This window comes from Streptomyces sp. L7 (genome assembly GCF_050990935.1).
Classification (GTDB): domain Bacteria; phylum Actinomycetota; class Actinomycetes; order Actinomycetales; family Microbacteriaceae; genus Leifsonia.
Map to the genome: position 1 here is coordinate 2363601 of NZ_CP194644.1, position 23360 is coordinate 2386960.

At 64.1% G+C, this 23360-nt stretch carries 24 protein-coding genes; 3 read left to right on the top strand and 21 right to left on the bottom strand.

Features of this window, described 5'->3' with window-relative positions:
• Positions 1–21 precede the first annotated feature (21 nt).
• The 5 genes from ACR5MH_RS11755 to ACR5MH_RS11775 all read right to left on the bottom strand — a co-directional run bounded on the left by ACR5MH_RS11755 (position 22) and on the right by ACR5MH_RS11775 (position 5006).
• Complete coding sequence (locus tag ACR5MH_RS11755) at positions 22–882, bottom strand: HpcH/HpaI aldolase/citrate lyase family protein (RefSeq protein WP_433861780.1); 861 nt, start codon at positions 880–882, stop codon at positions 22–24.
• A gap of 85 nt (positions 883–967) precedes the next feature.
• Positions 968–1531 (bottom strand): hypothetical protein, encoded by a 564-nt coding sequence (locus ACR5MH_RS11760; RefSeq protein ID WP_433861781.1) that lies wholly within the window; start codon positions 1529–1531, stop codon positions 968–970.
• 205 nt (positions 1532–1736) lie between these two features.
• Complete coding sequence (locus ACR5MH_RS11765; protein WP_431347370.1) at positions 1737–3101, bottom strand: MFS transporter; 1365 nt, start codon at positions 3099–3101, stop codon at positions 1737–1739.
• The gene (locus ACR5MH_RS11770; RefSeq protein ID WP_431347371.1) at positions 3098–3988 is read right to left on the bottom strand and encodes a polysaccharide deacetylase family protein; all 891 of its coding nucleotides are present in this window, start codon (positions 3986–3988) and stop codon (positions 3098–3100) included. Before ACR5MH_RS11770 ends, ACR5MH_RS11765 begins: the two co-directional genes overlap by 4 nt.
• A 13-nt stretch (positions 3989–4001) precedes the next feature.
• The gene (locus tag ACR5MH_RS11775; RefSeq protein ID WP_431347372.1) at positions 4002–5006 is read right to left on the bottom strand and encodes an asparaginase; all 1005 of its coding nucleotides are present in this window, start codon (positions 5004–5006) and stop codon (positions 4002–4004) included.
• Positions 5007–5192: 186 nt separating this feature from the next.
• Between ACR5MH_RS11775 and ACR5MH_RS11780 the strand changes: the two genes are divergently transcribed.
• The 3 genes from ACR5MH_RS11780 to ACR5MH_RS11790 all read left to right on the top strand — a co-directional run bounded on the left by ACR5MH_RS11780 (position 5193) and on the right by ACR5MH_RS11790 (position 7519).
• Positions 5193–6209: a LacI family DNA-binding transcriptional regulator gene (locus tag ACR5MH_RS11780; protein WP_431347373.1), complete on the top strand. Its 1017-nt coding sequence runs from the start codon at positions 5193–5195 to the stop codon at positions 6207–6209.
• A 189-nt stretch (positions 6210–6398) separates the two neighbouring features.
• Complete coding sequence (locus ACR5MH_RS11785; RefSeq protein WP_431347374.1) at positions 6399–7316, top strand: IS1595 family transposase; 918 nt, start codon at positions 6399–6401, stop codon at positions 7314–7316.
• Positions 7313–7519, top strand: coding sequence for a hypothetical protein (locus tag ACR5MH_RS11790; RefSeq protein WP_433861782.1), 207 nt, complete (start codon positions 7313–7315; stop codon positions 7517–7519). The genes ACR5MH_RS11785 and ACR5MH_RS11790 overlap by 4 nt, the downstream gene beginning before the upstream one ends.
• 251 nt (positions 7520–7770) lie before the next feature.
• Here the strand turns inward: ACR5MH_RS11790 and ACR5MH_RS11795 are convergent.
• The 16 genes from ACR5MH_RS11795 to ACR5MH_RS11870 all read right to left on the bottom strand — a co-directional run bounded on the left by ACR5MH_RS11795 (position 7771) and on the right by ACR5MH_RS11870 (position 23360).
• A protein-coding gene (locus ACR5MH_RS11795; protein WP_431349402.1) for an IS3 family transposase occupies positions 7771–8945 on the bottom strand; the annotation gives its coding sequence in 2 pieces (ribosomal slippage) (positions 7771–8676 and positions 8679–8945; 1173 coding nt in all).
• 217 nt (positions 8946–9162) lie between these two features.
• Positions 9163–10092, bottom strand: a complete 930-nt coding sequence (locus ACR5MH_RS11800) for an aldo/keto reductase (protein WP_431347375.1) — start codon at positions 10090–10092, stop codon at positions 9163–9165.
• Between the two features lie 136 nt (positions 10093–10228).
• Positions 10229–11497, bottom strand: coding sequence for a Glu/Leu/Phe/Val family dehydrogenase (locus ACR5MH_RS11805; protein ID WP_431347376.1), 1269 nt, complete (start codon positions 11495–11497; stop codon positions 10229–10231).
• Positions 11494–11763: a hypothetical protein gene (locus tag ACR5MH_RS11810; RefSeq protein WP_431347377.1), complete on the bottom strand. Its 270-nt coding sequence runs from the start codon at positions 11761–11763 to the stop codon at positions 11494–11496. Before ACR5MH_RS11810 ends, ACR5MH_RS11805 begins: the two co-directional genes overlap by 4 nt.
• 112 nt (positions 11764–11875) lie before the next feature.
• Positions 11876–13159, bottom strand: a complete 1284-nt coding sequence (locus ACR5MH_RS11815) for a DegT/DnrJ/EryC1/StrS family aminotransferase (protein ID WP_431347378.1) — start codon at positions 13157–13159, stop codon at positions 11876–11878.
• Between the two features lie 250 nt (positions 13160–13409).
• The gene (locus ACR5MH_RS11820) at positions 13410–13715 is read right to left on the bottom strand and encodes a hypothetical protein (RefSeq protein WP_431347379.1); all 306 of its coding nucleotides are present in this window, start codon (positions 13713–13715) and stop codon (positions 13410–13412) included.
• Complete coding sequence (locus ACR5MH_RS11825) at positions 13709–14680, bottom strand: hypothetical protein (RefSeq protein ID WP_431347380.1); 972 nt, start codon at positions 14678–14680, stop codon at positions 13709–13711. Before ACR5MH_RS11825 ends, ACR5MH_RS11820 begins: the two co-directional genes overlap by 7 nt.
• 112 nt (positions 14681–14792) lie before the next feature.
• The gene (locus tag ACR5MH_RS11830; RefSeq protein ID WP_431347381.1) at positions 14793–15626 is read right to left on the bottom strand and encodes a carbohydrate ABC transporter permease; all 834 of its coding nucleotides are present in this window, start codon (positions 15624–15626) and stop codon (positions 14793–14795) included.
• On the bottom strand, positions 15623–16444 hold the full coding sequence (locus tag ACR5MH_RS11835; protein WP_431347382.1) for a carbohydrate ABC transporter permease: 822 nt from the start codon (positions 16442–16444) through the stop codon (positions 15623–15625). Before ACR5MH_RS11835 ends, ACR5MH_RS11830 begins: the two co-directional genes overlap by 4 nt.
• A gap of 162 nt (positions 16445–16606) precedes the next feature.
• Positions 16607–17911, bottom strand: coding sequence for an ABC transporter substrate-binding protein (locus ACR5MH_RS11840; RefSeq protein WP_431347383.1), 1305 nt, complete (start codon positions 17909–17911; stop codon positions 16607–16609).
• Positions 17912–18727: 816 nt separating this feature from the next.
• Positions 18728–20011: a DegT/DnrJ/EryC1/StrS family aminotransferase gene (locus ACR5MH_RS11845; RefSeq protein ID WP_431347378.1), complete on the bottom strand. Its 1284-nt coding sequence runs from the start codon at positions 20009–20011 to the stop codon at positions 18728–18730.
• A 286-nt stretch (positions 20012–20297) separates the two neighbouring features.
• Positions 20298–20546, bottom strand: a complete 249-nt coding sequence (locus ACR5MH_RS11850) for an enolase C-terminal domain-like protein (protein WP_431347384.1) — start codon at positions 20544–20546, stop codon at positions 20298–20300.
• Between the two features lie 171 nt (positions 20547–20717).
• Positions 20718–21281: a hypothetical protein gene (locus tag ACR5MH_RS11855; RefSeq protein WP_431347385.1), complete on the bottom strand. Its 564-nt coding sequence runs from the start codon at positions 21279–21281 to the stop codon at positions 20718–20720.
• Between the two features lie 26 nt (positions 21282–21307).
• Positions 21308–21529 carry an SDR family oxidoreductase gene (locus tag ACR5MH_RS11860; protein WP_431347386.1) on the bottom strand — a complete coding sequence of 74 codons (222 nt, stop codon included), beginning with the start codon at positions 21527–21529 and terminating at the stop codon, positions 21308–21310.
• Between the two features lie 44 nt (positions 21530–21573).
• Positions 21574–21984: a SemiSWEET family sugar transporter gene (locus ACR5MH_RS11865; RefSeq protein ID WP_431347387.1), complete on the bottom strand. Its 411-nt coding sequence runs from the start codon at positions 21982–21984 to the stop codon at positions 21574–21576.
• Positions 21981–23360, bottom strand: a complete 1380-nt coding sequence (locus tag ACR5MH_RS11870) for a hypothetical protein (RefSeq protein WP_431347388.1) — start codon at positions 23358–23360, stop codon at positions 21981–21983. Before ACR5MH_RS11870 ends, ACR5MH_RS11865 begins: the two co-directional genes overlap by 4 nt.

Here is a 23360-nt window from a genome sequence, read left to right on the forward strand (position 1 = left end):
CTCCGACCTCCCATTGCCCGATCAGACCGGCTCGACCCCGAAGGCGCGAGCCAGCTTGTCGATCTTCTGTGCACGGCCGAGACGAGGGAGGTCGCTGCCGTCGCGTACCTCCCGCCCCCGCGCCTCGAAGTCTGCGAGGAAGTCCCGCGCCCAGGTCACATCGGACTGAGTCGGAGAAATGACCTCGTTGATCACCGGCAGCTGGTCCCTGTCGAGGCAGAGCTTGCCCGTCATTCCCAGCGCCACGGACACGGCGGACTGCTCGCGCAGGACGGGGTGGCTGGAGCTCACGGTGGGACCGTCTATCGGACCCGGTAGGCGCCCGATCCGTGACGCGACAACGAGTCGCGACCGTGGGTAGGCCATGGCCATCTCGTCGGCACTGGTGCCGGTGTCCCGACGATAATCGCCGCTGCCGAAGGCCAGCCGGACGGCCCCGCGCGCGCGAGCGATCGAAACGGCCTCCTCGATGCCCAGTGCCGACTCGACCAGAGCCAGCACCGGAGTGGAGGCGCCCAGCCGGTCGAAGGTCTCCGTTACGTGGGCCGCCGACACCGTCTTGGCAAGCATCACACCGCGCAGCCCGGGGAGCCCCTTCAACTCGTCCACGTCTTCACTCCAGAACGTCGTGGTCCGGTCGTTGATGCGCACCCATCCGGATCCGCCCCCGGAAAGCCAGGTCACCACGTCGGCACGCGCGGCCGCCTTCAGGCTCGGGTCGACGGCATCTTCGATGTCCAGCACGATCTGATCTGCTCGCGATCGGTGGGCCTCGTCGAACTCGTCGGCGCGACGACCGGAAACCAAGAGCCAGGAACGGGCGATCTCGGCGGGGACGCGCTCGCTGACGCCGGATCGATCCGACGGGGCGGCCGTGGGCATGGTCATGATCGTGAACTCTTCTCTCTCAGGGCAACGATCCGGAAGCGAAGCGGCGGATCGCCCGCGCGGTGCCTCTGCCGAACAGTCACGTCCGGCGGACTTCCATCGCGATGACGGTCGATCCGACCGACTGGATGCGCACTGTCCCTCGGTCGCCGAAGCGGACGAACACCTCGCGGAAGTCGGCGTCTGTCGCGGGCAGCGCGACGAGTCGGCCCGCGAGAGTCAAGCAGAGTACCGGGAGGCCTCCGGTACCGATTCGATCGGGCAGATCGGTCCAGCGGTGCGCTGCTACCCGGCGTGTGATCTCGTCGGGAATCGGAAGCACCCGGAGGTGATCGCGATAGGGAGCCTGCGCCACGGTCCTCGCGAGTTGTTCGAGGTCGTGCAGCATTCGTGTCGGATCGGAGTCATCGAGTGTGACGGCCGTTGTTTCGGGATGCATCAGGATGTCGGACCAGCCACCGGGCGCGGCCGGCGATGGGGCGTCCGACGGTGTCACCCGGACCTGGATCGGCCGGCGCCGGTCAACAACGGGTTCTTCGCCCGAATGGGTGAGGAACATCTCGGGTGGGTTCGAGGAGTCGACCTGGGCGATGCGTGCGAGCGCAGTGATGGACTCCACTGCGTGCGCGGCCCCTGTCGGCATCCGGACCTGCCAGCCGTTCGTCGCTGGGAGGACCCGGATGCCGCGGACGGGACAGCCGCTCCGCACCCCTCGCGACGAGGGTTGCGGAGCGGCTACCGGCCAACCATGGCCACGACCAATCCTTGAGAACGTAGTTGCCGCATGCTCCACACACGTGGGGTTCCCTTTCCGGTCGGACGTGGCTTCGGTCGTTCCCGCGCGTGTGCTACTCGGCCGCGAGGGCCGACTCTAGGGCAGCGTCCTCAGCGCGGGTGACGTTGGGAACATCCTTTCGGCATCCCATGATCAGCAGGCCGGATGCCACCGTCCCGAGGGCTCCGACGACGAACGCGGCGGTGCTGATGTCTGCACCGCCCGACAGCATCGTCGTGATGATGATGCCACCGACCACGGCGCCGATCTGACCGAGAGCGTTGACGAAGGTGGTCCCGGTGGCGCGCGACTTCGTGTCGAACGAGTCGGCCATGAAGTAGAGGAGCGCGCTGTAGGCGCCGATCTGGAAGAACAGGCCGAGACTCATGAAGAGGACCACCATGACGGCGCCCTGGGCAAGGGTGGTCATGATCGCGAAGCATGCGCCCCCGAGAATCCAGGCCACGGCGATGACGTTCCGACGGCTCAGGCGGTCGCCGAGCCAGCCATGGAACACGTAGCCGACGAAGGCGACGATGTTCGACAGGATCAGGATGATGAGCGCGTTGTTCAGGGTGACGTGCTTGCCCTCCGTGAGAACCGTCGTGCCGAGAATGCTGAATGTGAGCGTCCCGAACCAGTTCAGGAAGAACGCCAGCGAGAGGAAGATGGTGTTCTTGCGCTTTCCCCGGGCGAAGATCGCGACCAGGGGCGTGCGCTCCTGCTCGATCGGGACGTTGTAGACGGCCGCCAGTTCGTCGGCCCCCCGCCGATCGCCGCTCTTGACCAGGCCGCGGATGCGCTGCTGCACCTGGAACTGCGGGGTCTCCTTCATTCGCATGCGCATGATGATGAGGAGTATCGCCGGGAACGTGGCAACGAGGAAGCTGCCGCGCCACCCGATGGTCGGGAGGCAGATCGCCGCGAGCGCCGCGGCCAGCAGAACACCCACAGGCCACCCGCCCTGCACGATGCTGTAGAGGAAACCGCGGTTGCGCTTGATGAACCGGTCGTCGGTGACGTCGTAGACCTCATTGAGATACGTGGCGTTGATCGCCTGCTCGCTGTACCCGAGGCCCGCGATGCTCCGGACGCCGATCAGGTACAGCGGAGCGAATGTCAGCGCTGTCGCGACGGATGCGACCGCCGTTCCACCGATGGTGAGCATCATGCCTCGCCGGCGTCCGATCCTGTCGGAGATGAGGCCGAGCAGGATGGCGACCACGAAGGTGCCGACCGACACCCAGGTGTTGATCGCCGTACTCGTGGCCGCCGACCAGCCGAAGTCCTTCGCCATCGCGGGCAGCATCGTGCCGAAGAGGACGAAGTCGTAGACCGCGAACGTCCAGGCGAAGAACGCCAGGACGGTGGCGAACCGCGCATCTTTGGGGGTGATGACGTTCGGCTTCCACTGCGCTGTGTTCGCTGGCGATGTCATGCTGTTACTTCCTTCCAGGGGTTCTTGTTGTCGTAGTCGTCCGCCATCTCGTCGAAGGTGGCCCACCGGATCCCGTCATGGGAGTTGATGTGTTCGATCAGCCGCTCGAGCATGAGCAGAACCTGGGGGCGCCCAGAGACGTCCGGGTGGATCGTGAACGTGAAGGTCGCCTGCTCGTTCTCGCGGTATACCCAGTCGAACTGGTCCCGCCAGATCTCTTCGAGGTGGCGCGGATTGACGAAGCCGTGACTGTTGGGCGAGCTCTTGATGAACATCATCGGAGGCAGGTCGTCCAGGTACCAGTTGGCCGGGATCTCGATCAGCCTCGTCTCTTCGCCTCGCCGCAGCGGCTTCATCCACGTCTCCGCGGGCTGCGAGTAGTCGATGGGCGTCCAGGAGTCCCCCACGCGAACCCGGTAAGGGTGGAAGTCGTTGTGCATCAGCGAGTGGTCGTACTTGATGCCTCGCTCGAGCAGCAGCTCATTCGTCACGCGAGAGAACTCCCACCACGGCGCGACATAACCGGTGGGCCGGCGGTTCGTGACGCCCTGGATCAGGTCGATGCAGCGGTCCAGAACCGCCGTCTCCTGCTCGCGGCTCATAGCGATCGGGTTCTCGTGGCTGTACCCGTGGATGCCGATCTCGTGGCCTTCGTCAACGATCCGCCGGAACTGATCCGGGAACGTCTCGATGGAGTGACCGGGCACGAACCATGTGGTCGGGATCTCGTATCTCTTGAACAGATCGAGCAGCCGCGGCACTCCGACTTCACCGGCGAACATTCCGCGTGAAATGTCGTCGGGCGAGTCTTGGCCCCCGTAGGAGCCCAGCCAGCCGGCGACGGCGTCGACATCGACTCCGAATCCGACCAGGATCTCTTTTGCCATAGGAATTCCTCCGTTACTTCTTGTCTGCGCGGGTGGGGGTGAGAAAGTGCGTGAGTGCGGCCCTCGCCGACTCCGGCGAGTCCGCGGTGCCGAGCGCAGCCATCACGAGGATGCGCAGCTGGGGTGCCCGATAGAGCCCGCCGAGCACCGCGCCGGCGCGGACGAGTTCGGCACCGCCGCCGTCGCCGTAGATCCCCGCTGGGCGCCCGGCAGGGACGCGCGAGGTCAGGACAATGGGCATACCTGCTGCGAGCAACGGGACGAGCGCCTGCGCCACAGGCCGACCGGGATTGCCCGCGCCCATGCCCTCGATGACCAATCCGGCGGCCCCCGCGGCGACCACCGCATCGAGGGCCACGGTGTCCCCTCCGGGGTAGCACGAGACGATGTCGACGCGGGGCAGGGCATCGGCGGTCAACCGCGTCGCCGAGAAGAGCGGGTGACGGGCCGGCCGGCGATTGATGACCGCCTCGCCGCCCAAGACGCTCCCGACCGGGCCGAACGGCGAATCGAATGCGGCGCTGCAAAGTGTGCGGGCCTTCCTCGTCCCGGGCACGGCCCAGATCTCACCGTCGAAGACGATCAGCACCCCCAGGCCGCGACTGCGCTCGTCGGCCGCCACGATGACAGAGTGCTGGAGGTTGCGGGCCCCGTCCGGCGCCGGGTCGTCGGATGAACGTTGCGCTCCGGTCAGGATCACGGGCTTGGTCGAGTCCAGGAAAAGGCTCAGGAAGAAGCCGGTCTCCTCCATGGTGTCGGTGCCGTGGGGGATGACGCATCCGCAGACCTCGGGGTCGCGCACCACCTGCTGCACTCGATCGAGGATGTGCGCCATGTCGGCCGGTGCGAAATTGAAGCTGTTGAGCTGGAACAGCTGCTCAACCTGCACCTCGACGCCTGCCGGGATGGTCACCGCGCGGAGCAGGTCGCTGCCTGGAACAGCGGCGACCGCATCACCCTCGGCGTTGTGCGCGCTGGCGATCGTGCCGCCCGTCGCGAAAACCACGACCTTCTTCACCCGAATACCTCTTTGTGTTTCTGGTTACGTTAGCCAAACGATTGGCGATGATCGAAACCATATAGGCAAACGTTTGGCGATGTCAACGACGGATTTCTACGAGAGTTGCGCCAAAATAGCAACCGGGGAGGAGATGCGATGAAGTCAGGTCCTGAAGCCGCGACTGGCCGTGCTCGGGTCGGTCGGGTGACGCTGCGGACGATCGCCGAAACGGCTGGTGTGCATGTCTCGACCGTCTCGCGGATCCTCAACAACCAGCTCGGCGGCTCGCAGCACACGGCATCCCCGGAGACTGTCGAGCGTGTCCTGGGCGTTGCCGCCGATCTCGGTTACACCCCGAACCCATCGGCCAAGAGCCTGCGGACGAACCGCAGCCGCCACATCGGGGTTCTCGTCCCGACGCTGACCGACATCGTCCTCGCACGGATCTACGAGGGGATCGAAGAGGCCGCCGAGCGTCACGGGTATTCGACTTACGTGACCAACTCCCTCGACGATCCCGGCCGACGCGAGCGTCAGACGGCGACTATGCTCGCGCGCCATCCGGATGCGATGATCTTCGGCGATGCGGACTTCCACAGCGACTTCCTGGAGCGCCAGGTTCGGAAGGGTGTTCCGTTCTGTCTGGTTTCCCGTCGCGCCGAAGGATTTCTCTCGGCGACCACCGACGACTACCGGGGCGGAGAGCTGGCGGCGGAGCACCTCCTCCAACTCGGTCTCGTCCACGCGGTCGTACTCGCAGGCAAGTCTTTCGCAAGCACGGCGATCGACCGCACCGCCGGGTTCGTCGACACTTTCCGCGCCGCGGGCCATCCGATTCCGAAGCACTTGATCCTAAACGGCACATTCGATACGGCCGGCGGCCGCGAGGCGATGCAATCGATCCTGTCGACCGGGGTGAGCCTCAACGCGGTCTTCGCCACCAACGATTTCGCCGCAATCGGCGCGATGGGTGCGTTGCGAGACGCGGGACTCGTCGCCGGCGCCGATGTCGCCGTCATCGGCTACAACGACGTTCCGCTGTCTGAAGCCATTCCCATGCCGTTGACCACGGTGCGCTCGGACCACAACCGAATGGGCCAAGAGGCCGTCGAGCTGACCGTGAAGCTGCTCAGCGGGGAGCACCCCTCGTCCGTGCTCTTGCGCCCAACATTGATCGCGCGCGAATCGACACTCGGAGTCACTGCCGCCAGAGTGGCCTGACTTTTGAGCGCGCCCGATTCGACGTCCACCCGGCACAGTTGCCCGTGCCGCCAGCCGACGGAGGACCACGGAAAGATCAACGATCTGTGTGCTCCGGCGACCGACTCCGACCTCATTCGAGATCAAACGGTTGTGCATAAAAAAAGGGACCTATATACTTTAGTCCCTAATTTGCGGTAAAATCGGGGTATGAGCACGACGCTTAGTACCTACGAGTTCTTCGAGAAGTTCCCCACGGATGCTGCGGCCCGGCAGTACATGGAGCAGCGTCGTTGGGGTGGTAAGCCTGATGCGTGCCCGCTGTGCGGGGTGGTTGGCCGAGTGCAGACACGAACCCGGGTTGGGTTCTTCCGTTGCTTGGACTGCCGTTCGGACTTTACCGTCCGCACTGGCACCGTGTTTGAGCGTTCGCATGTCCCGCTGAACAAGTGGCTGTACGCCATGTACCTGCTGGTCACGGCCCGGAAGGGTGTGTCCTCGTTGCAGCTCTCGAAAGAGATCGGTGTGACGCAGAAGACGGCATGGTTCATGTTGCAGCGGTTGCGTGAGGCGGCGGGCCACAACGGCGACGGTCTGCTGGGCGGGATCGTGGAGGCCGACGAAGCGTATTTCGGTGGCCGCGAGTCGAACAAGCATGAGTCTCGGAAGCTTCGCGCGGGCCGTGGCACGGTGGGTAAGACTGCGGTGTTGGGTGTTCGGGAACGCGGCGGCGAGACTCGGGCGGTGGTTATCCCTACTGCGTCTACGCGGGTGATTCACGAGGCGTTGGCGGCACTGGTTGACCCGTCCGCCATGCTGATGACCGATGAGCACGCCGCGTATCGTGGCGCCCCTGTGGCCGCGCATATGTCGGTGAATCACACGGCTAAGGAGTTCGTTGATGGGATGGCTCACACGAACGACATTGAGTCGGTGTGGGCGGTCCTGAAGCGCGGCTATTACGGGGTGTATCACCAGTTCTCGGTGAAGCACTTACAACGGTATGTGGATGAGTTCACGTACCGACTGAACGAAGGGAACGTGCATATGTCCACGATGCAACGCATTGACGCGCTGCTTGGGAAGGCTGAGGGTTGCCGGATCACGTACGAAGGGTTGACCGCATGAGTAACGATTGGGAGCGGTTCGAAGCGTTCGTGGACCACACGCTCAAACCATCGGTGGCGCGTGTTCCCACCCAGGAGGTCGGCGAAGGCGTTCGTAACTGGTCGCCCTATTTCAGCGCTTTTGAGGCGGCTCAAGCCGCTGGAGTGCGGCTTGAATTTCATCCGCTAGCGCCCGAGCCATCTCCAGTGTCAGGAGAGAGCTAGATTCTTCACCGCCACCGCTGATAAGTGCGGGGGTGGGGTCGACCCCGGCACCTAGTGCCGCGAGACTTAGGCGTACTAGCGGTGCTTGGGAGACCCCATTGGGTCCGATCATGTTGGTTACGCCGCCGACCGCGTGCGCACTCAAACACCAACTGTCGTTATTCAAGCCGTTTGCCATGTGCTGATTGTGCGCGCATGTGTCGCGCCGAAGCAAGGGATGGGACTGCTGAGCGTTTAGGTGACAGTTTCGGTTAGGCCGCGAGGGCCAGGTTCTGGTTCATGATGGTCTCGAACTCGATCGGGGTCAAACGGCCGAGGCGGGCTTGCCTGCGGCGTCGGTGGTAGGTGCGTTCGATCCAGGTGATGATCGCGATGCGCAGTTCTTGCCGGGTGCGCCACGAGCGCCGGTTCAGGACGTTCTTCTGAAGCAGGGCGAAGAAGGATTCCATCGCTGCGTTGTCACCGGCAGCGCCGACGCGGCCCATCGATCCGATCAGGCCGTGGCGGTGAAGAGCGCTGGCGAAACGCCGGCTGCGAAATTGGCTTCCTCGATCGCTGTGAACCACGCAGCCGACGACCTCGCCGCGGCGGGCGACGGCGTTCTCGATGGCTTGGACGGCCAGGCTCGAGCGCATCCGGTCGCTGATCGAGTAGCCGACGAGCCGGTTGGAGCAGACGTCCTTGACCGCGCAGAGATAGAGCTTGCCCTCGGCGGTGTGGTGCTCGGTGATGTCGGTCAACCACAGTTCGTTCACCGCGGGAGCGGAGAAAGAGCGTTGGACACGGTCATCGAACACGGGCGGGCCGGCCTTGCCGTTCTTACCGCGCTTGCGCCCGAACACCGAGAACACCCCGTTCTCCGAGCAGAGTCTCCACGCGGTCCGGTCCGACACCGTGAAGCCGGCGTCGCGGACCTCGTCGGCGAGGAACCGGTGCCCGAACTCCGGGTCCTCCCCATGCGCGTCCCGCAAAGCGTTGACCAGGTGAGCCTGATCCCACGCCCGCTCAGAAACAGGCTCTGCCACCCAGCGGTAAAACGGTTGGCGCGCGATCTTCAACACCCGGCACGTCACCGCGACGGCGATGCCGCCTACGGCCAGCTCGCGGACGAGCGGGTAGATCATTTTGGGGAGCCCCCGAGTTTGAGGTTCGCCTGCGACAAATACGCCGCCGCCTTCCGCAACACCTCGTTCTCCTGCTCCAGCAAACGGATCCGCTTCTTCGCCTCCCGCAGCTCGTCGGCCTCGGCCTTCGTGACCCCGGGCCGGGCGCCCGCCTCCACATCGGCTTGACGCATCCAGTTCTGCAAACAGGTCTCGCTGATCCCGAAGTCCGCCGCGATCTTCCGCAACGGCACCCCCGGACCACGATCACGAGCAACCGCGACAACGTCCTCACGGAACTCGCGGGGATAAGGCTTCGGCATGATGACATCCTCCCAGCGATGCCAACGGCACCACAGATCAGGTGTCACCTATCCGTTCAGCAGTCCCGACGTAGATTGGGGTAGATCTTGAGCTCGCCGTGGAGGCGCTGATTGTTCTACCCAGCACACGTGCTCCGGGTCGTCTGTTCGACCTGTCATTGCGGTCGCAGGCCCGGGGGTGCGTGCCGTGGTTGACGCCGCTGGTGTAGCGCTTGGATCAGGGCACGCGTGCTTCGCTAAGCAGCGTCGGCAGGGCCTCCCAGACGTGTCCGGGGATCTCAAGATTGAGAGCCTCCCAGCAGCCCTCGACTTCGGCGGCGGTGGCGGCTCCGACGAGGGTGCAGTCGAACTCCGACCGGCGCAAGCTGAATTGCAGGGCAAGGGCCAGAACAGATACCCCGCGTTCTGAGCACCAGGCGTGCACCTTTTCGGCCGCGTGAACTTCATCAGCGGGCGGGGACCATAGCGAAGTACCGATGCTTTCTGGATCGCGACCGGAAAGGAGTCCCATCGCGAGGGGCGCACCGTTGACCATCCCGATCGCTCGGGGCTGGGCCAGCATGAATATGTCATCTACATTCTGACGCAACAGCGTGTAGTCATTCACTGTCATGCAGACATCAAGTTGCCCACTTTCGATTGCCCGCCGATGAAGTTCATGATCCTGCACTCCGATGCCAATCGCGCGGATGACCCCCTCGTCCTTTAGCGCGACCAATGCCTCCATGGCGCCGCCTTGTGCCAGCGCCGCCGCCAACTGCTCTGGCTCCGGGCCGTGGATGTGACAGAGGTCAAGATAGTCAACACCGAGAACCTCCAGGCTGTTCGATACGGTCCACCGGGCCGCCTCGGCGGAGTAGTCGCCTGGAATCTGTGGATGCGAACCAATCTTGCTGGAGAGAAAGTAGCTCTCGCGAGGAACTCCGCGTAGGGCGAGCCCTGTGCGTCGCTCGCCATCGCGGTATCCGGGGGCCGTGTCCACATAGTTGATACCCAACTCGAGCGCCCTCTCCACCGCCGCGACCGCGTCAGTGTCTCCGACGGAACCGAACACCCCGCCAAGCCCGGCACCGCCGAGACCGATCGCTGTAACTGCCATGAGGGTATTGCCGAGTTGACGGATTTCGAGGGGGTTTGCAGTTCTCACAGCGCTCCTTATGGGTGTGGGCTCGCCCGGCGAAGGCTCAGCCTGATTTCGGCACGTCGGATTTGAAGGATCATTTGCTGCCGACGGTCACTCCGACGGGAATTATCGGACGCATCCATCGTCGTGTTGACTCGGCTCACGGATAGAGACCGCGAGCACGGTGCGCGTTAGCAACTCGCTCGACAGCGATCGCTGTCGCCGCTCGCCGCAGGTCCAGGCGCTGGGACTCGGAGTATCTCCGCACCAGATGCCAGGCCTGAACCATACGTTCCTGAAGGCGACGCTGGACTAGATTTTCGCCCCAGGGGTACCCCTGGAACGCTTGTGCCCATTCGAAGTAGGAGACAAGCACACCTCCGGCGTTGGCGAGGATATCCGGGACGACGAGCACCCCGCGGGCTGCCAGGACCGCGTCCGCGGCAGGGCTGGTGGGCCCATTGGCGCCCTCTACGATGATTTTGGCCATCACGCCCGGCGCATTCGTATCGGTGAGAACACCCTCGACAGCTGCAGGAACCAGCACATCTACCGGGAGCAGGAGCAGGTCGGCGCCGCTGATAGGCGATGACCCAGGTGCGCCGACGACCGATTTCGAGACGGCAACGTGCGCCTCGAGCCTGTCGACGTCGATTCCGCGTTCGTTGTAGACCGCCCCGTACTGGTCCGAGACGGCAACAACCTTCACTCCGGTCTCGGCCAGATAGCGGACGGCGCCGGATCCGACCTTGCCATAGCCCTGCACGGCCGCGCTGGCTTGAGCGGACGGTATACCGAGGGCGTTTAGCGCCTCCAATGCGATATGCACGAGTCCTCGCGACGTTGCTCCGGGCCGCCCGAGCGATCCTCCGAGGCTAAGCGGCTTTCCAGTCACCACTCCCGGGATCGTGTGTCCCATATTGACCGAGTAGGTGTCCATGATCCATGCCATCGTTTGTTCGTCTGTCCCGATATCGGGAGCGGGGATGTCCCGTTCTGGACCGATTAGGGGACTGATCTCACTGGTGTAGCGGCGGGTGAGGCGTTCCAGTTCGCGTGTGCTGTAGCGCCTCGGGTCGATGGCGATACCACCCTTGCTTCCTCCGTAAGGAACGTCCAGCAGCGCGCACTTCCAAGTCATCCACATGGCAAGCGCTCGCACCTCATCGAGGCTCACCGAAGGGTGGTATCTGAGGCCACCCTTGGCCGGTCCGCGCGAGAGGTTATGCTGAACGCGATACCCGGTGAACACCTCAAGCGAGTCGTTGTCCCGCCGCAGCGGAACGCTGACGATGAGCTCCCGACGCGCGTTGCCGAGCATGCTTGTGGTTCCGTCATCGAATCCGAGATGGTCAGCTGCTTCCCGCAGTTGCTGGCGTGCTGCGTCGAGCGGCGTTGTCTCGAGTTCAGGGATGGTGTCGATCGTCACGGGAGGTCCCCTCGTGCCGGCTCAGCGTCCTCGATGTCGTCGAGGATCCGTCGGGCAAGGCCTGCCGACCTGTGCAAGCGACTGGCAAGGGCATTTTCGGACAATGCCGACCCCACCGTGGGCGCGAACTCTTCGAGCGCGTCCGTCTCGCACGTTGCTGCGTAGTCCTCCAAGGCAGCCAGGAGAAGCGCGCACGCTTCGATATCCGCTATCCGCAGGGTCACGGGAAAACGAGCCGGATTGTTGAGCACGAGTTTCTTCTCCAATCCCAAACGGGAGGGGGCAAACGCGGAAGCAGTCGCCAACGACAGCGTTGGCGTGCGCGTGACGCCACAAGTCATGGGTCGCTCTCGCCGTCGCGCTGTTTTTTTGTTGTTACTACTGGAGGGCGGTGAGGACTTTGGTGATGCCGGTGGCGATCTGCTGGATCTGGGTGGGGGTTAGGTCGGGGCTGATGTCGATGTGGATGGCCCGTTCCAGCAGCTCGTTGGTGCGGGGGCAACTGGCGGGGTCGAGCTTGCGGGTCTGGGGGTTGGCGTCCCAGGGGGTGCGGTTGGACCAACTCCGCCCGGCGACCAGGGGGTCCCAGTGGTAAGCGATGTGGTAGTCAGTGATCTCCGGGTTGAACAGGCGGGACGCGGGGACGCCTTCGGCTTGCAGGGCGTCGACGACCTCCGTGGTGCGGGCGGCGTCGGGCAGGTAACCGATTAGCGCGATGTCAGCATCACCCTCCGGGTCCCACTGATGGCGCCAGGTGATTCCAGCGGCGGCCGCAGCAGGGGCGATCTGCTCCAGCACAGCAGCGTGGTTGCGGCGGGCGTCGGCGAGGATGCCATCCAGCTTGGCCAATTGCGCGCCGGCGACAGCGCCCTGCAGCTCGGACATGCGCCCGGTGGTGCCGACGAAGGTCTTGCTCTCCTTCAGCGACGCGCGCAGACTGCCGGCGACATCGTGGAACATCAGCGCCCGCTCATAGAGAGAACGGTCGTTGGTGGTGACCAGGCCCCCTTCACCGGAGGTGAGGATCTTGTTGAACTGAAGACTGAAGATGCCAATGTCGCCGATCGTGCCCAGCCGGCGGCCGTGATAGCTGGCACCACAGGCCTGAGCTGTGTCTTCCAGGATGCGCAAATCGTGACGGCGCGCCACCTCCAGCAGCGCGTCCATGTTCGAGGCGCCTCCGCGCATGTGAACGGTGAGGATAACCTTGGTCCGATCGGTGATCCGCGCCTCGACATCCGCAGCATCCAGGGTCAGACTCTCATCGACCTCCGCCAGCACCGGCACCCCGCCAACGAACAACACCGCCGCGGCGCTGGCGATCCACGTGTAAGCGGGCACGATCACCTCATCGCCGGGCCCCACGCCCAGCGCAGCCAGCGACGACGCCAACGCCATGCTGCCCGAAGACACCGCCAGCACGTGGGCGACACCGAACCGAGACGCGACCGCTTCCTCCAGCTCCTCGACCTTCGACGCGCCATCCCCCGGCCCGTAGTACCGGAACAGCCGCTTGCTGCGCAGCACCTCCAGCACAGCAACCTCTTCCTCGGCACCGATCCGCATCCCACCCGGATACATCGCCGGAAGCGACACCGTCACCGCCGGCTCCCCACCATTCACAGCCAACGCACCCGCGGGCACCGTGTCGAAAACCGTCATTGGTTCATTCCTCTACTAGTCAATCCAGAACTACAAAACCGATACAGAACCGGTTCTGTGAACCGGTTCTGTAAACGTAAACGATCCACACCCCCAACGTCAACGGGCGGTGGCTGTTTGCCCTCTTCCCGGGAACCGAAATGTCACAACCGGGACGTATGAACGCGACCGTCTGGCTCATAGCGCAGCAGGCGGCCGATCAAACGAGCGGGTTCCGCTCCACGATGGGGATGAGCCACGATTGCGCGATCTAGCGTTGCGCCGCGACCTCGCGCTCGTGAACGGTGCGGAGCAGGTTGAGGGACTCAGCCACCAGCATCTCGCCAGCCTCAGGTGCGACCTGGCACGCGTGAGTCACCTCGTACCCGCCTTGGGCGTAGGCCTCTCGAGTGGGGATGTAATTGATGGAGCCGTTCGTGTAGCCGCTGTAGATGGTGAACGGGAACGGCGAGCCCTCCAGAATCTGGTCGCCGAGTTCGGTGAAGACCTCGCCTGGCGCCGTGATCAAGCCGATCGTGGAGGACAAGGCAAGCGCGGACACGGGCGCTTTCACCACCCGGACCGGCTCCTCGCCGCGTAGAACTGCCAGCCCGTGCTGGATGCGATCGCGGCGAGTGCGGGCCCAGTACACCTCCCCTCGTCCGCGCTGTCCATGACCAGTTCGATCTCGCTTAGCTCCTCCTCCGCGGAGGCTTCAGAGGCGGGCAGGAGCTCGGGAAGGTCAAGGACGACCTCCGTAATGTGCAGGTCCGTCGTGACCGCCTCATCCGGGACAGCATCGAAGTAGGCCGCCATCGCTTCTGCAGCGAGGAGATGGCCAAGACGCTTCGGGTTGTTCCATGTCCAGCTCATGAACCGCGGGTTGATATCGCCCGCGGCGCCCTGCACGAATAGCACCTCGGCACCGGTCGCTTCACCGAGTACCTCACGAAGAACGCCGGGGAAGTCGGCGGAGTACTCAGTGCACTCGTGCGCCAGCGACACACCGTGGCAGGCGTGGTTCACCACGGCGGCGATTGGTTGCCCATCGGCACCGTCCACCCGCAGGACTGCGACTCGCGGATTGAGCGGACCGTCAGGGTTGTTGCCGAGAATGATCCCGTCCGGTGTCAGTTCACGTCGATTGATCCCGAGGGTGGCCGCCCCCACGCCAGTGGACAGGACAGCGGGTTTGACGCGCGTGCTGGCTTGCAGCACTAAGCCCGCCAGGACGTTCGCGAGGTTCTCCAGGTACGGCGTCGTCTGAGGAGAGCTCGACGACACGATCGTCTCGCCGCGGTCATCGACGACCGGGCCGTAATGGTTATGGGAGCTGGAGATAATGATGTCAGTCTCGCCGATCCCGGTCGCTGCGCTGATGGCGCTCCGAATCCGCTCGACTTGGCTCCTCGCGAGAAATAGAAGGTCACAGCAAATGATCGCGATGCCGCCGCCCGCGCCCTCGTGACGTAGGACCACAGCGTTGGCGATCAGATCGTCGTGGGTGCCAGTGGAATCGGCGCGTCCGGCGAATCCGGACATCGGGCCGCCGACCGGTGGCGTTATGACTGCCCGGGCAGCGCCGGCGACGAAAGCAGGTTCAGGGCAGGTATTCACGGTGAGGCTCCGTTTCTCGATTCGTGACTTGGCGAAATCATCCTTTGACCGCACCGCCGGACACGACGATGGAATCCAGCAGCTTCTTGCGGCCGATCAGGTAGAGGACCACCACGGGAATGATGGCAATCACCGACACCGCGAGAGTCGACACGTAATCCGTCGTGTACTGCGACTTGAGCCGGCTCAGACCTAGAGGGATCGTGAAGAGGGAGTCACTCTGGATGACAATGAGAGGCCACAAGAGGTTGTTCCAGCTCCCGACGAAGGTCAGGATGCCCATCGAGATCATCACCGGCCACGCCAGCGGCAGCACGATGCGCCAAAGAATTCGCCACTCGCCGGCCCCGTCTACACGGGCGCTCTCGATCAGTTCGTCGGGTATCCCCTGGAGGTACTGACGCATGAAGAAAACGACCTGCCCGGTGAGAATCCCCGGGATGATCACGCCCGCGTAGGAGTTGGTGATGTTCATCCAGCGAGCGAGGATGAACACGCCGACCATGATGGCAGGAAACGGGATCAGCAAGGTCGCGACGATTGACCAGAAAAGAAAGTCTCGGCCAAAGAAGCGCCGCTTGGCGAGCGCGTAGCCGGACATCAGGCCGAGAACGACCGAGCCCACCGCTATCGCCACCCCGATGATCAAGCTGTTGATTACGAGAACGCCAAAGTCGACGGTCTTGAGCCCACCGGTGTAGTTCTCCGGGTGCGGCGGATGGGGGATCCAGTTGAAGGGTAAGGAGAAGATCGTGCTGTTGTCGTGGAGCGACGCAGAGACTGCCCAGACAAGCGGCGTCAGGAGGATGACGGCCCCGGCAGTTGCGAGAAGATATCGGAGGGCGACCCAGCCCTTGAGACGTGCCTTCATCGTGTCCTCCTGTTCCGGCCCGTGATTAGGAGGACCTGTAGAAGCGTGAGCAGCAGGGCAATGACAAGGAGAACCGTTGAGATAGCTTCTCCGTATCCAGCGCTCGAGTATTGGAATGTCTGGTTGTAGATGTAGAGCGGCAACGTGGTGGTCGCGTAATTCGGACCACCTGAGTTGAGGATGAATGGTGTTCCGAAGTCAGTCATCACGGCGGCGGTCGCGCTGATCGATGCGAACAGAATGGTCGGCGTAAGAGCTGGGATCTCGACATAGCGGAACTGCTTCCAGGCGCTTGCCCCGTCTATCTTGGCCGCGTCGAGCAACTCTTCCGGCACCTGTTGGTAGCCGGCCATAAAGATCACTGTGTAATAGCCGGTCATAGCCCAGATTGTCGTCGCGCTGAGCGCGACCATCGCCACACTCTCGTCCTGGAGCCACGCGATTCGTGTCCCGAGAATTGAGTTGATCAAGCCGTACTGGTTGAACAACAGCGAGAACACCAGCGCAGAGACGACGCCGGGGACGACGAACGGAAGGAAGTAGATCGTCATGAACAGAGCCCTGCCGTGCTTGATCCGCACGACCACACGCGCGAGAAGGATTCCCGCAGCCAGGGTCGGGATGACCACCTCGAGTGCGTATTGAAATGTCCTCCCAAGTGATCCCCAGAAGACAGGGTCGGAGGCGAGCTTGCTGTAGTTGTCCCCACCGATCAGGTTGGGCGGCGCAATCAAAGACGAGTCGGTGAAGGAAAGATAGAAGCCGTACAGAGCCGGAAGGTAAACCCAAAATGCGAAGAAGGCGATCGTCGGCAGCACGAGCGCCAACGTGAAGGAGCCGCTCCGGAACCGGGAGCCGGCACGAACGCCGCCTGCTCGCGCGGCCGGGCGTCGGATCAAAGGTATAGCGGACATTCGAGGTCCTCACAGCGTCGGGAGGTGCGGGGCGCTCGGTCCTCGAAACCGAGCGCCCCACGTTTCTCATTTGTTTAGGAGCGGTTTGACCTGCGAGTCGGCCGACTGAAGCGTCGACGCCACGTCGGCATTCTTGAGAATTACGGAGGTGAACGCGTTCCCTACGATGTCGTAGATCTGCGACGCGTTCAGCAGCTTGGCCGCGTAGCTCGCCTTCTCGAGCGACGGCTTCCATGTCGAGGTCCAGTACGGCACCTTGGTCGCATCTGGCGAATCGGCCACCGCGTTCGTACCGTTGAAGATGCCGATCTGATTGAAGTAATCCAGACCTGCGTTCTGCAGGGTACGAATGAACTTCCAGGCTGCCTGAGGGTTCTTTGACCCCTTCGGTACCACCCATGCGTAACCATAAGCGGTGCTTGCAGTCTTCCCGTTGTCCGCCGCCGGGTACTCTGCCGCCACGCTCACAGGAGGAGCGACCGTCGGATACTGCTTCTGCAGCGAGCCCAAGTACCACGAGCCCGCCGTGAACAGCATCCCGCCCAGTCCCGCGCCGTACGTCGTGCGGTCGGCGCCGACGTCGGAGCCGTTGATCGACGGAACGGATGCCTGGCACTTGGACACCAGGTCCTGCACAGTCTGGAATGCCTTCTTGGATGCCTCGGAAGTGAGGAAAGACTTCTTGCCGTCCGCGCTAAACAGCGCGCCTCCGTTCTCGTGAGCGATGGCATCGACGAAGTAGACCTGGGACACCGCAAGGTTGGTCGGCAAGACGACGGCCTCCTGGGTGACCTTGCCGGACGCGTCCTTCTTCAACAGCTTGGGACCAGCCGCACAGACATCGCTCCAGGTTTTCGGAACGGCAACCCCGGCGCTCTGATAAGCCGCCGTGTTGACCCAGGCACCGTAGTTCGAGACCTCCGACGGGACGCCGTAATAGGTTCCGTGCTGCGAATACCCATCCAAGACGCCCTTGAGATACTTGCCTTTCAGGCTCGAAATGCCTGAGTAGCCGAGCGAGCTGTAGTCGATCGGTGCCAAGACGTTCTTAGAAAACAGCTGTGGCATCTGGTCGTTCGAAACCAGATATACGTCGGGTGGCGAGCCCGCACTTGCAAGAGTCTGGAACTTCTGCGACTCGGCCCCGCTGTCGACGGGGATGATATTCACCTTGACATTCGGGTTAGCCTTCTCGAAGTCTGCAACGAGCTTGTTCTCTAGGTCCTTACCCGGGCCGGCAGTGGCCGCCAGGTGAGAAAGATATGTGATCGTGCTCGGGCCGCCGCTGCTTCCTTGAGAGCAGCCGGCGAGGCCTGCCGTCGCAATGAGCGCGACGACGCCTCCCGCCACGGTCTTGGTGCTGAATTTCATAAACGCTCCATTCGCGTTGGAACACGGGGTGACGTACTTCAGCTCACCCACGCTGGTGATGTTGGACGGCGCAATTCGAGTAACAGAACCGGTTTCGTGAACCGGTTCTGTAACATTAGGGGGCGAAGGACTGCCCGTCAAGAGCAGACATGTTCTCTGCGGAAAACAGGCGGCGGTGGGGACCCGAGACTAACTCGCCCGGGATCTCCGCCGCTCCCACGCGCACGCCCCACCTGACGAGCTCATGCGGCTCACCGTCGGCGATGAGGGACGTGTCGTACCCGAGGTCGAGCTCTCCGTAATCGAGAGTGTGCGAGGCGAGAAATCCCATCAGGGCGTTCTTATGCACATGCCCGGCTTCCAAGCTGATCCTCGAAGACTCGCGCACTGGGCGTGACGCGTTCAGCTCCACCTCTGCCGGGAAGAGCGCATTGCACTAGTTGATCCATCTGTGGACTCCCGAGTCGCGCCATGGGCCACGTAGGAAGCGAGCTCGTTGCACCGCAGTAACGCGCGCACTGCGGGAGAAGCAGGTGGCTCGTGCCTCGTCGAGGCTCCAGGATGCGGGGCGCCCCGCGGACGGAACTCGCCCTACTCCATCGGGGCGGGGCGGCGGCCCCCTCTCCTGACCCGGCGCCTCGTGATCGGAATCGAAGGAGAGGAGGACCACCGCTTTGGCGCCCTCCGGCCACTTCGAGGTACCGCCGCCTCCCACAAGAGGCTGCCCCGCACGAACCCGCTCGACGTGGGCTCGCCATTCGTCCTCTGACCACTGCCACGGTTCCATCGCTTGCATGCTCAGGTCCTTCTGTCTTACTACTGGAGGGCGGTGAGGACTTTGGTGATGCCGGTGGCGATCTGCTGGATCTGGGTGGGGGTTAGGTCGGGGCTGATGTCGATGTGGATGGCCCGTTCCAGCAGCTCGTTGGTGCGGGGGCAACTGGCGGGGTCGAGCTTGCGGGTCTGGGGGTTGGCGTCCCAGGGGGTGCGGTTGGACCAACTCCGCCCGGCGACCAGGGGGTCCCAGTGGTAAGCGATGTGGTAGTCAGTGATCTCCGGGTTGAACAGGCGGGACGCGGGGACGCCTTCGGCTTGCAGGGCGTCGACGACCTCCGTGGTGCGGGCGGCGTCGGGCAGGTAACCGATTAGCGCGATGTCAGCATCACCCTCCGGGTCCCACTGATGGCGCCAGGTGATTCCAGCGGCGGCCGCAGCAGGGGCGATCTGCTCCAGCACAGCAGCGTGGTTGCGGCGGGCGTCGGCGAGGATGCCATCCAGCTTGGCCAATTGCGCGCCGGCGACAGCGCCCTGCAGCTCGGACATGCGCCCGGTGGTGCCGACGAAGGTCTTGCTCTCCTTCAGCGACGCGCGCAGACTGCCGGCGACATCGTGGAACATCAGCGCCCGCTCATAGAGAGAACGGTCGTTGGTGGTGACCAGGCCCCCTTCACCGGAGGTGAGGATCTTGTTGAACTGAAGACTGAAGATGCCAATGTCGCCGATCGTGCCCAGCCGGCGGCCGTGATAGCTGGCACCACAGGCCTGAGCTGTGTCTTCCAGGATGCGCAAATCGTGACGGCGCGCCACCTCCAGCAGCGCGTCCATGTTCGAGGCGCCTCCGCGCATGTGAACGGTGAGGATAACCTTGGTCCGATCGGTGATCCGCGCCTCGACATCCGCAGCATCCAGGGTCAGACTCTCATCGACCTCCGCCAGCACCGGCACCCCGCCAACGAACAACACCGCCGCGGCGCTGGCGATCCACGTGTAAGCGGGCACGATCACCTCATCGCCGGGCCCCACGCCCAGCGCAGCCAGCGACGACGCCAACGCCATGCTGCCCGAAGACACCGCCAGCACGTGGGCGACACCGAACCGAGACGCGACCGCTTCCTCCAGCTCCTCGACCTTCGACGCGCCATCCCCCGGCCCGTAGTACCGGAACAGCCGCTTGCTGCGCAGCACCTCCAGCACAGCAACCTCTTCCTCGGCACCGATCCGCATCCCACCCGGATACATCGCCGGAAGCGACACCGTCACCGCCGGCTCCCCACCATTCACAGCCAACGCACCCGCGGGCACCGTGTCGAAAACCGTCATTGGTTCATTCCTCTACTAGTCAATCCAGAACTACAAAACCGATACAGAACCGGTTCTGTGAACCGGTTCTGTAAACGTAAACGCTCACGGCCCCCGCGTCAACAATCCGACAGGCGCGCAGGTCAGCCGACGGTCGGATCCGCCAAGGTCGGGTTGGTTCTCCAACGCTCCAATGCGTCCGGATCCAGCTGGATCCCCAGGCCCGGACCGCTCGGGATCGGCAGTCGTCCGTCCTCGTCGAGCTGCCATGGCTCAGCTACGAGCTTGTCGAAGCGGCGCCGGTCTTCTATTCGACGAGATCGGTGTCGGCCAGCGCGCTGGCGAGTTGGAGGTCTGCAGCGAGTCCCACAGCGGTGTTCCATCCATGCGCTGCCAACGTCACCCCATGATCGCCGGCCATGAAGCCGATGCGCCGTGTTTCGCTCAAGCCACCGCACTTCGTCTGGTCGGGTTGCACGATATCGGACGCGCCCGCCGCCAGGAAGGGCAGGAACGACTGTCGTCGCGTCAGCACCTCTCCTCCGCTGATCGCCACGGAGGAGCTGTGCCGCACGTGACGAAATCGGCGAGCGCATCGGGCGGTAGCGGCTCTTCGAACCACGCCACGTCATAGCTATCGAGCATCCGCGCTGTGCACCAGACCCACGCGAGCCGCCCGGGAAACGAGGCGTCCGAGCCTCCCGCGTCCACCGCGAGAAGGCAGTCATCACCGATCGCCGATTGCCGACCGCGCGCAGGCGACGATTCCTTCGTCCGTCCTCTGGTCGATGCGCCCGAAATGACCCCACCCGATCTTGAATGCTCGGAAACCTAGCTGAGCAAGACAGCGCAGACCATCCGTCAGCGTTTCGCAGTCCTCGAAGAGCACAGAGGCGTACGGGAGGACGGACTGCCGGTGCCGGCCACCGAGCAGGCGTCCGACCGGCTGGTCCAGGGCCTGACCCATCAGATCCCACAGAGCGATATCGATCCCGCTGATCATGTGTGTCACCGCGCCCCCGCGCCCCCGCCAGAAGCTGCTCTGATGCAGCTTCTCGGTTATGCGCTCGGGCGCGAGTGCACACTCTCCGACGAGGAGGGGTTTGAACAGATCGAGGGCGGCTCGAACCAGCGCTTCAATGCTGGAAACGCTACCGACGCCGACGTGCCCATCATCGGCGTGAACGGCGATGAGCGTGTGGACGACGTCATCCGGCTCGAGCTCATTCGACCGTCCGCCTGGCAGGGTGGCTCCGCGCAATCCGCAGGTGCGAACATCCGTGATCCTCATAGTCCTGCTCCTCGGGTCCGATGCCTTCAGCGAGCGGTCCAGCCCCCGTCCACGGCGAGAGTCTGACCAGTGATGAGCGAGGCAGCAGGTGATGCCAGGAAGGTGACCGCTGCCGCGACCTCCTCCGCACCTGAAGGACATCCTGGCCGAGGGCGAGCATACGACCTGTGCCCTGGGCGGCGGCGTCGCGGACATCCCCGCTGCGTCGAGGTGGTGAGGTCGCTCGGCTTCGCCGGACCGATCAGCATAGAGCACGAGCCGGAGACCTTCGACCCGTTCGACGACGTCGTGGTTAGTCGCGAGCGGCTGACGGGCTGGCTGCAGGGCGCGACGGGGGGTCGACTCGAGGGTCCGAGACGCGAGGCGCGCCGAGAGGCCGATACGGACACGTTCCGTATCGGCCTCTTTCTGCTTTCGGTGTCAGTGACCGGCTATTCCTGCTCGCGCGTCCGACGAACGCCACCTTGAGGATGGCCAGGGCGGCCAGCGCAGCGAGCGTCACGGTGTTAGCTACGAAGACGACGGGGTCCGCGATGGCGATCCCGTAGGTGACCCAGAGAGTGACGCCTGAGCCCAGGACGACGACATAGCTCCAGGAGATATCCCCTGTGGACCTGGTCCGCCAGCACCGGAGCAGCTGCGGCAGCCACGCGCCGGTCGTCAGGATGGCGGCCGCGGAGCCCAGCACTGTCAGCAGGCTCATGGTGTACTGCTGGCGAGCGCGTACAGGAGCTGGACGCTGTTCTCGACGATCTCCTCGCCTGCTCCGCGGGCGACGAGCGTCGCGTGCGTCACCTCGTAGCCCCCTTCCTCATAGGAAGCCCGGTCCGGGACGTAGCCGATGAGCCCGTTCGCGTAGCCGACGAAGACAGTGGTGGCAAAAGAAGAGCGCCGGATGATGTCCTGGCCGAGGACAGTGAAGAGCTCGCACGGAGCCGTCGAGATGGCGAGCTGCGGACCGATTCTTACGGCGTACTGTCGCGCTTCGACCGGACGGGCGGTGTCCTCGCCGTCGATGACGCGCAGTGCATCTCGCGCGCGGGACAGGCGGAGCTGGGTCCAGCTCACGTCAGCCGGATCCGCACTGCGGTCTGCCCCCAGGGAGGTGAGCCGGTCGGCGAGCAGGCTCACCGCGCGCACGGCATCCGTTCTCGATTCCGGAAGCAGCGGTGGGTACGCGAACGTCTGGGCGCACACCTGAATGGAGATATCGTGGGGCGCCGTCCGTGAAGTCGTGTTCCACAGTCGCAATACCTCGGCGGCCAGAGGCATCGCCGTATCCAGGGGCGTCGTCGTCGACTCGCCCATCGTTCTCGGGTTGATGTCTCCTGCCGCGCCCTGGAGGAACAACATCGGCACGCCGGTGACCTGTTCGACGGTCGAGCGCAAAGGGGCGATGAAATCCGCACTGACGTCCCGGCACTCCGAGCCCAAGCAGACCGGGTGGCACGCAAAGCTGACGGCTGACGCGATCGCGTCCCCGTTGACGCCCTCGACCACCACCAGCACGACTCGGGCATCCCGCGGGCCCGCCGGGTTGTGCCCGAGGATGACGTCGCCGTTCGGCGTCGTCTCGCGGCGATTCACGCCGACATCCGACTCGCCAGCGACCACGCGCAATCGGGCGGGTCGCGCACGAGAACAGGCCAGCTGGATCGCACCGACGAGATCGTAGACCAGAAGCCGGGTGTAGGCGATCGACACGGGATGCTCGAGCTCCCCTTCGTTGTCCATCGAAGGGCCCGCTGGAGCGTAGTGCGTGTGGGTGGCCGAGACGATGACATGCAAGTCGGCTATTCCGGTCGCTGCGCGCGCCCGGCATTGCACCTCGTCGGTCCACTCGGCGTCGATTCCCTCGAGATCGCAGGAGACAAGCGCCAGGGCCGTCCCCTCCGGGCCACCGGATTGCAGGAACAGGACGGTCGCGGCCAGAGGATCGAGGACTCCCGTTGCCGGCCCGCGCCCGGCGAAGCCGATCAGCGGGGCGCCGATGGGAGGCGTGATATCGACGCGAGCGGCTCCTGCGCGCCCCTGCGCGGTACTGGCCAGCGAAGGCGACGCAGGAGCCGTCTCACCCAT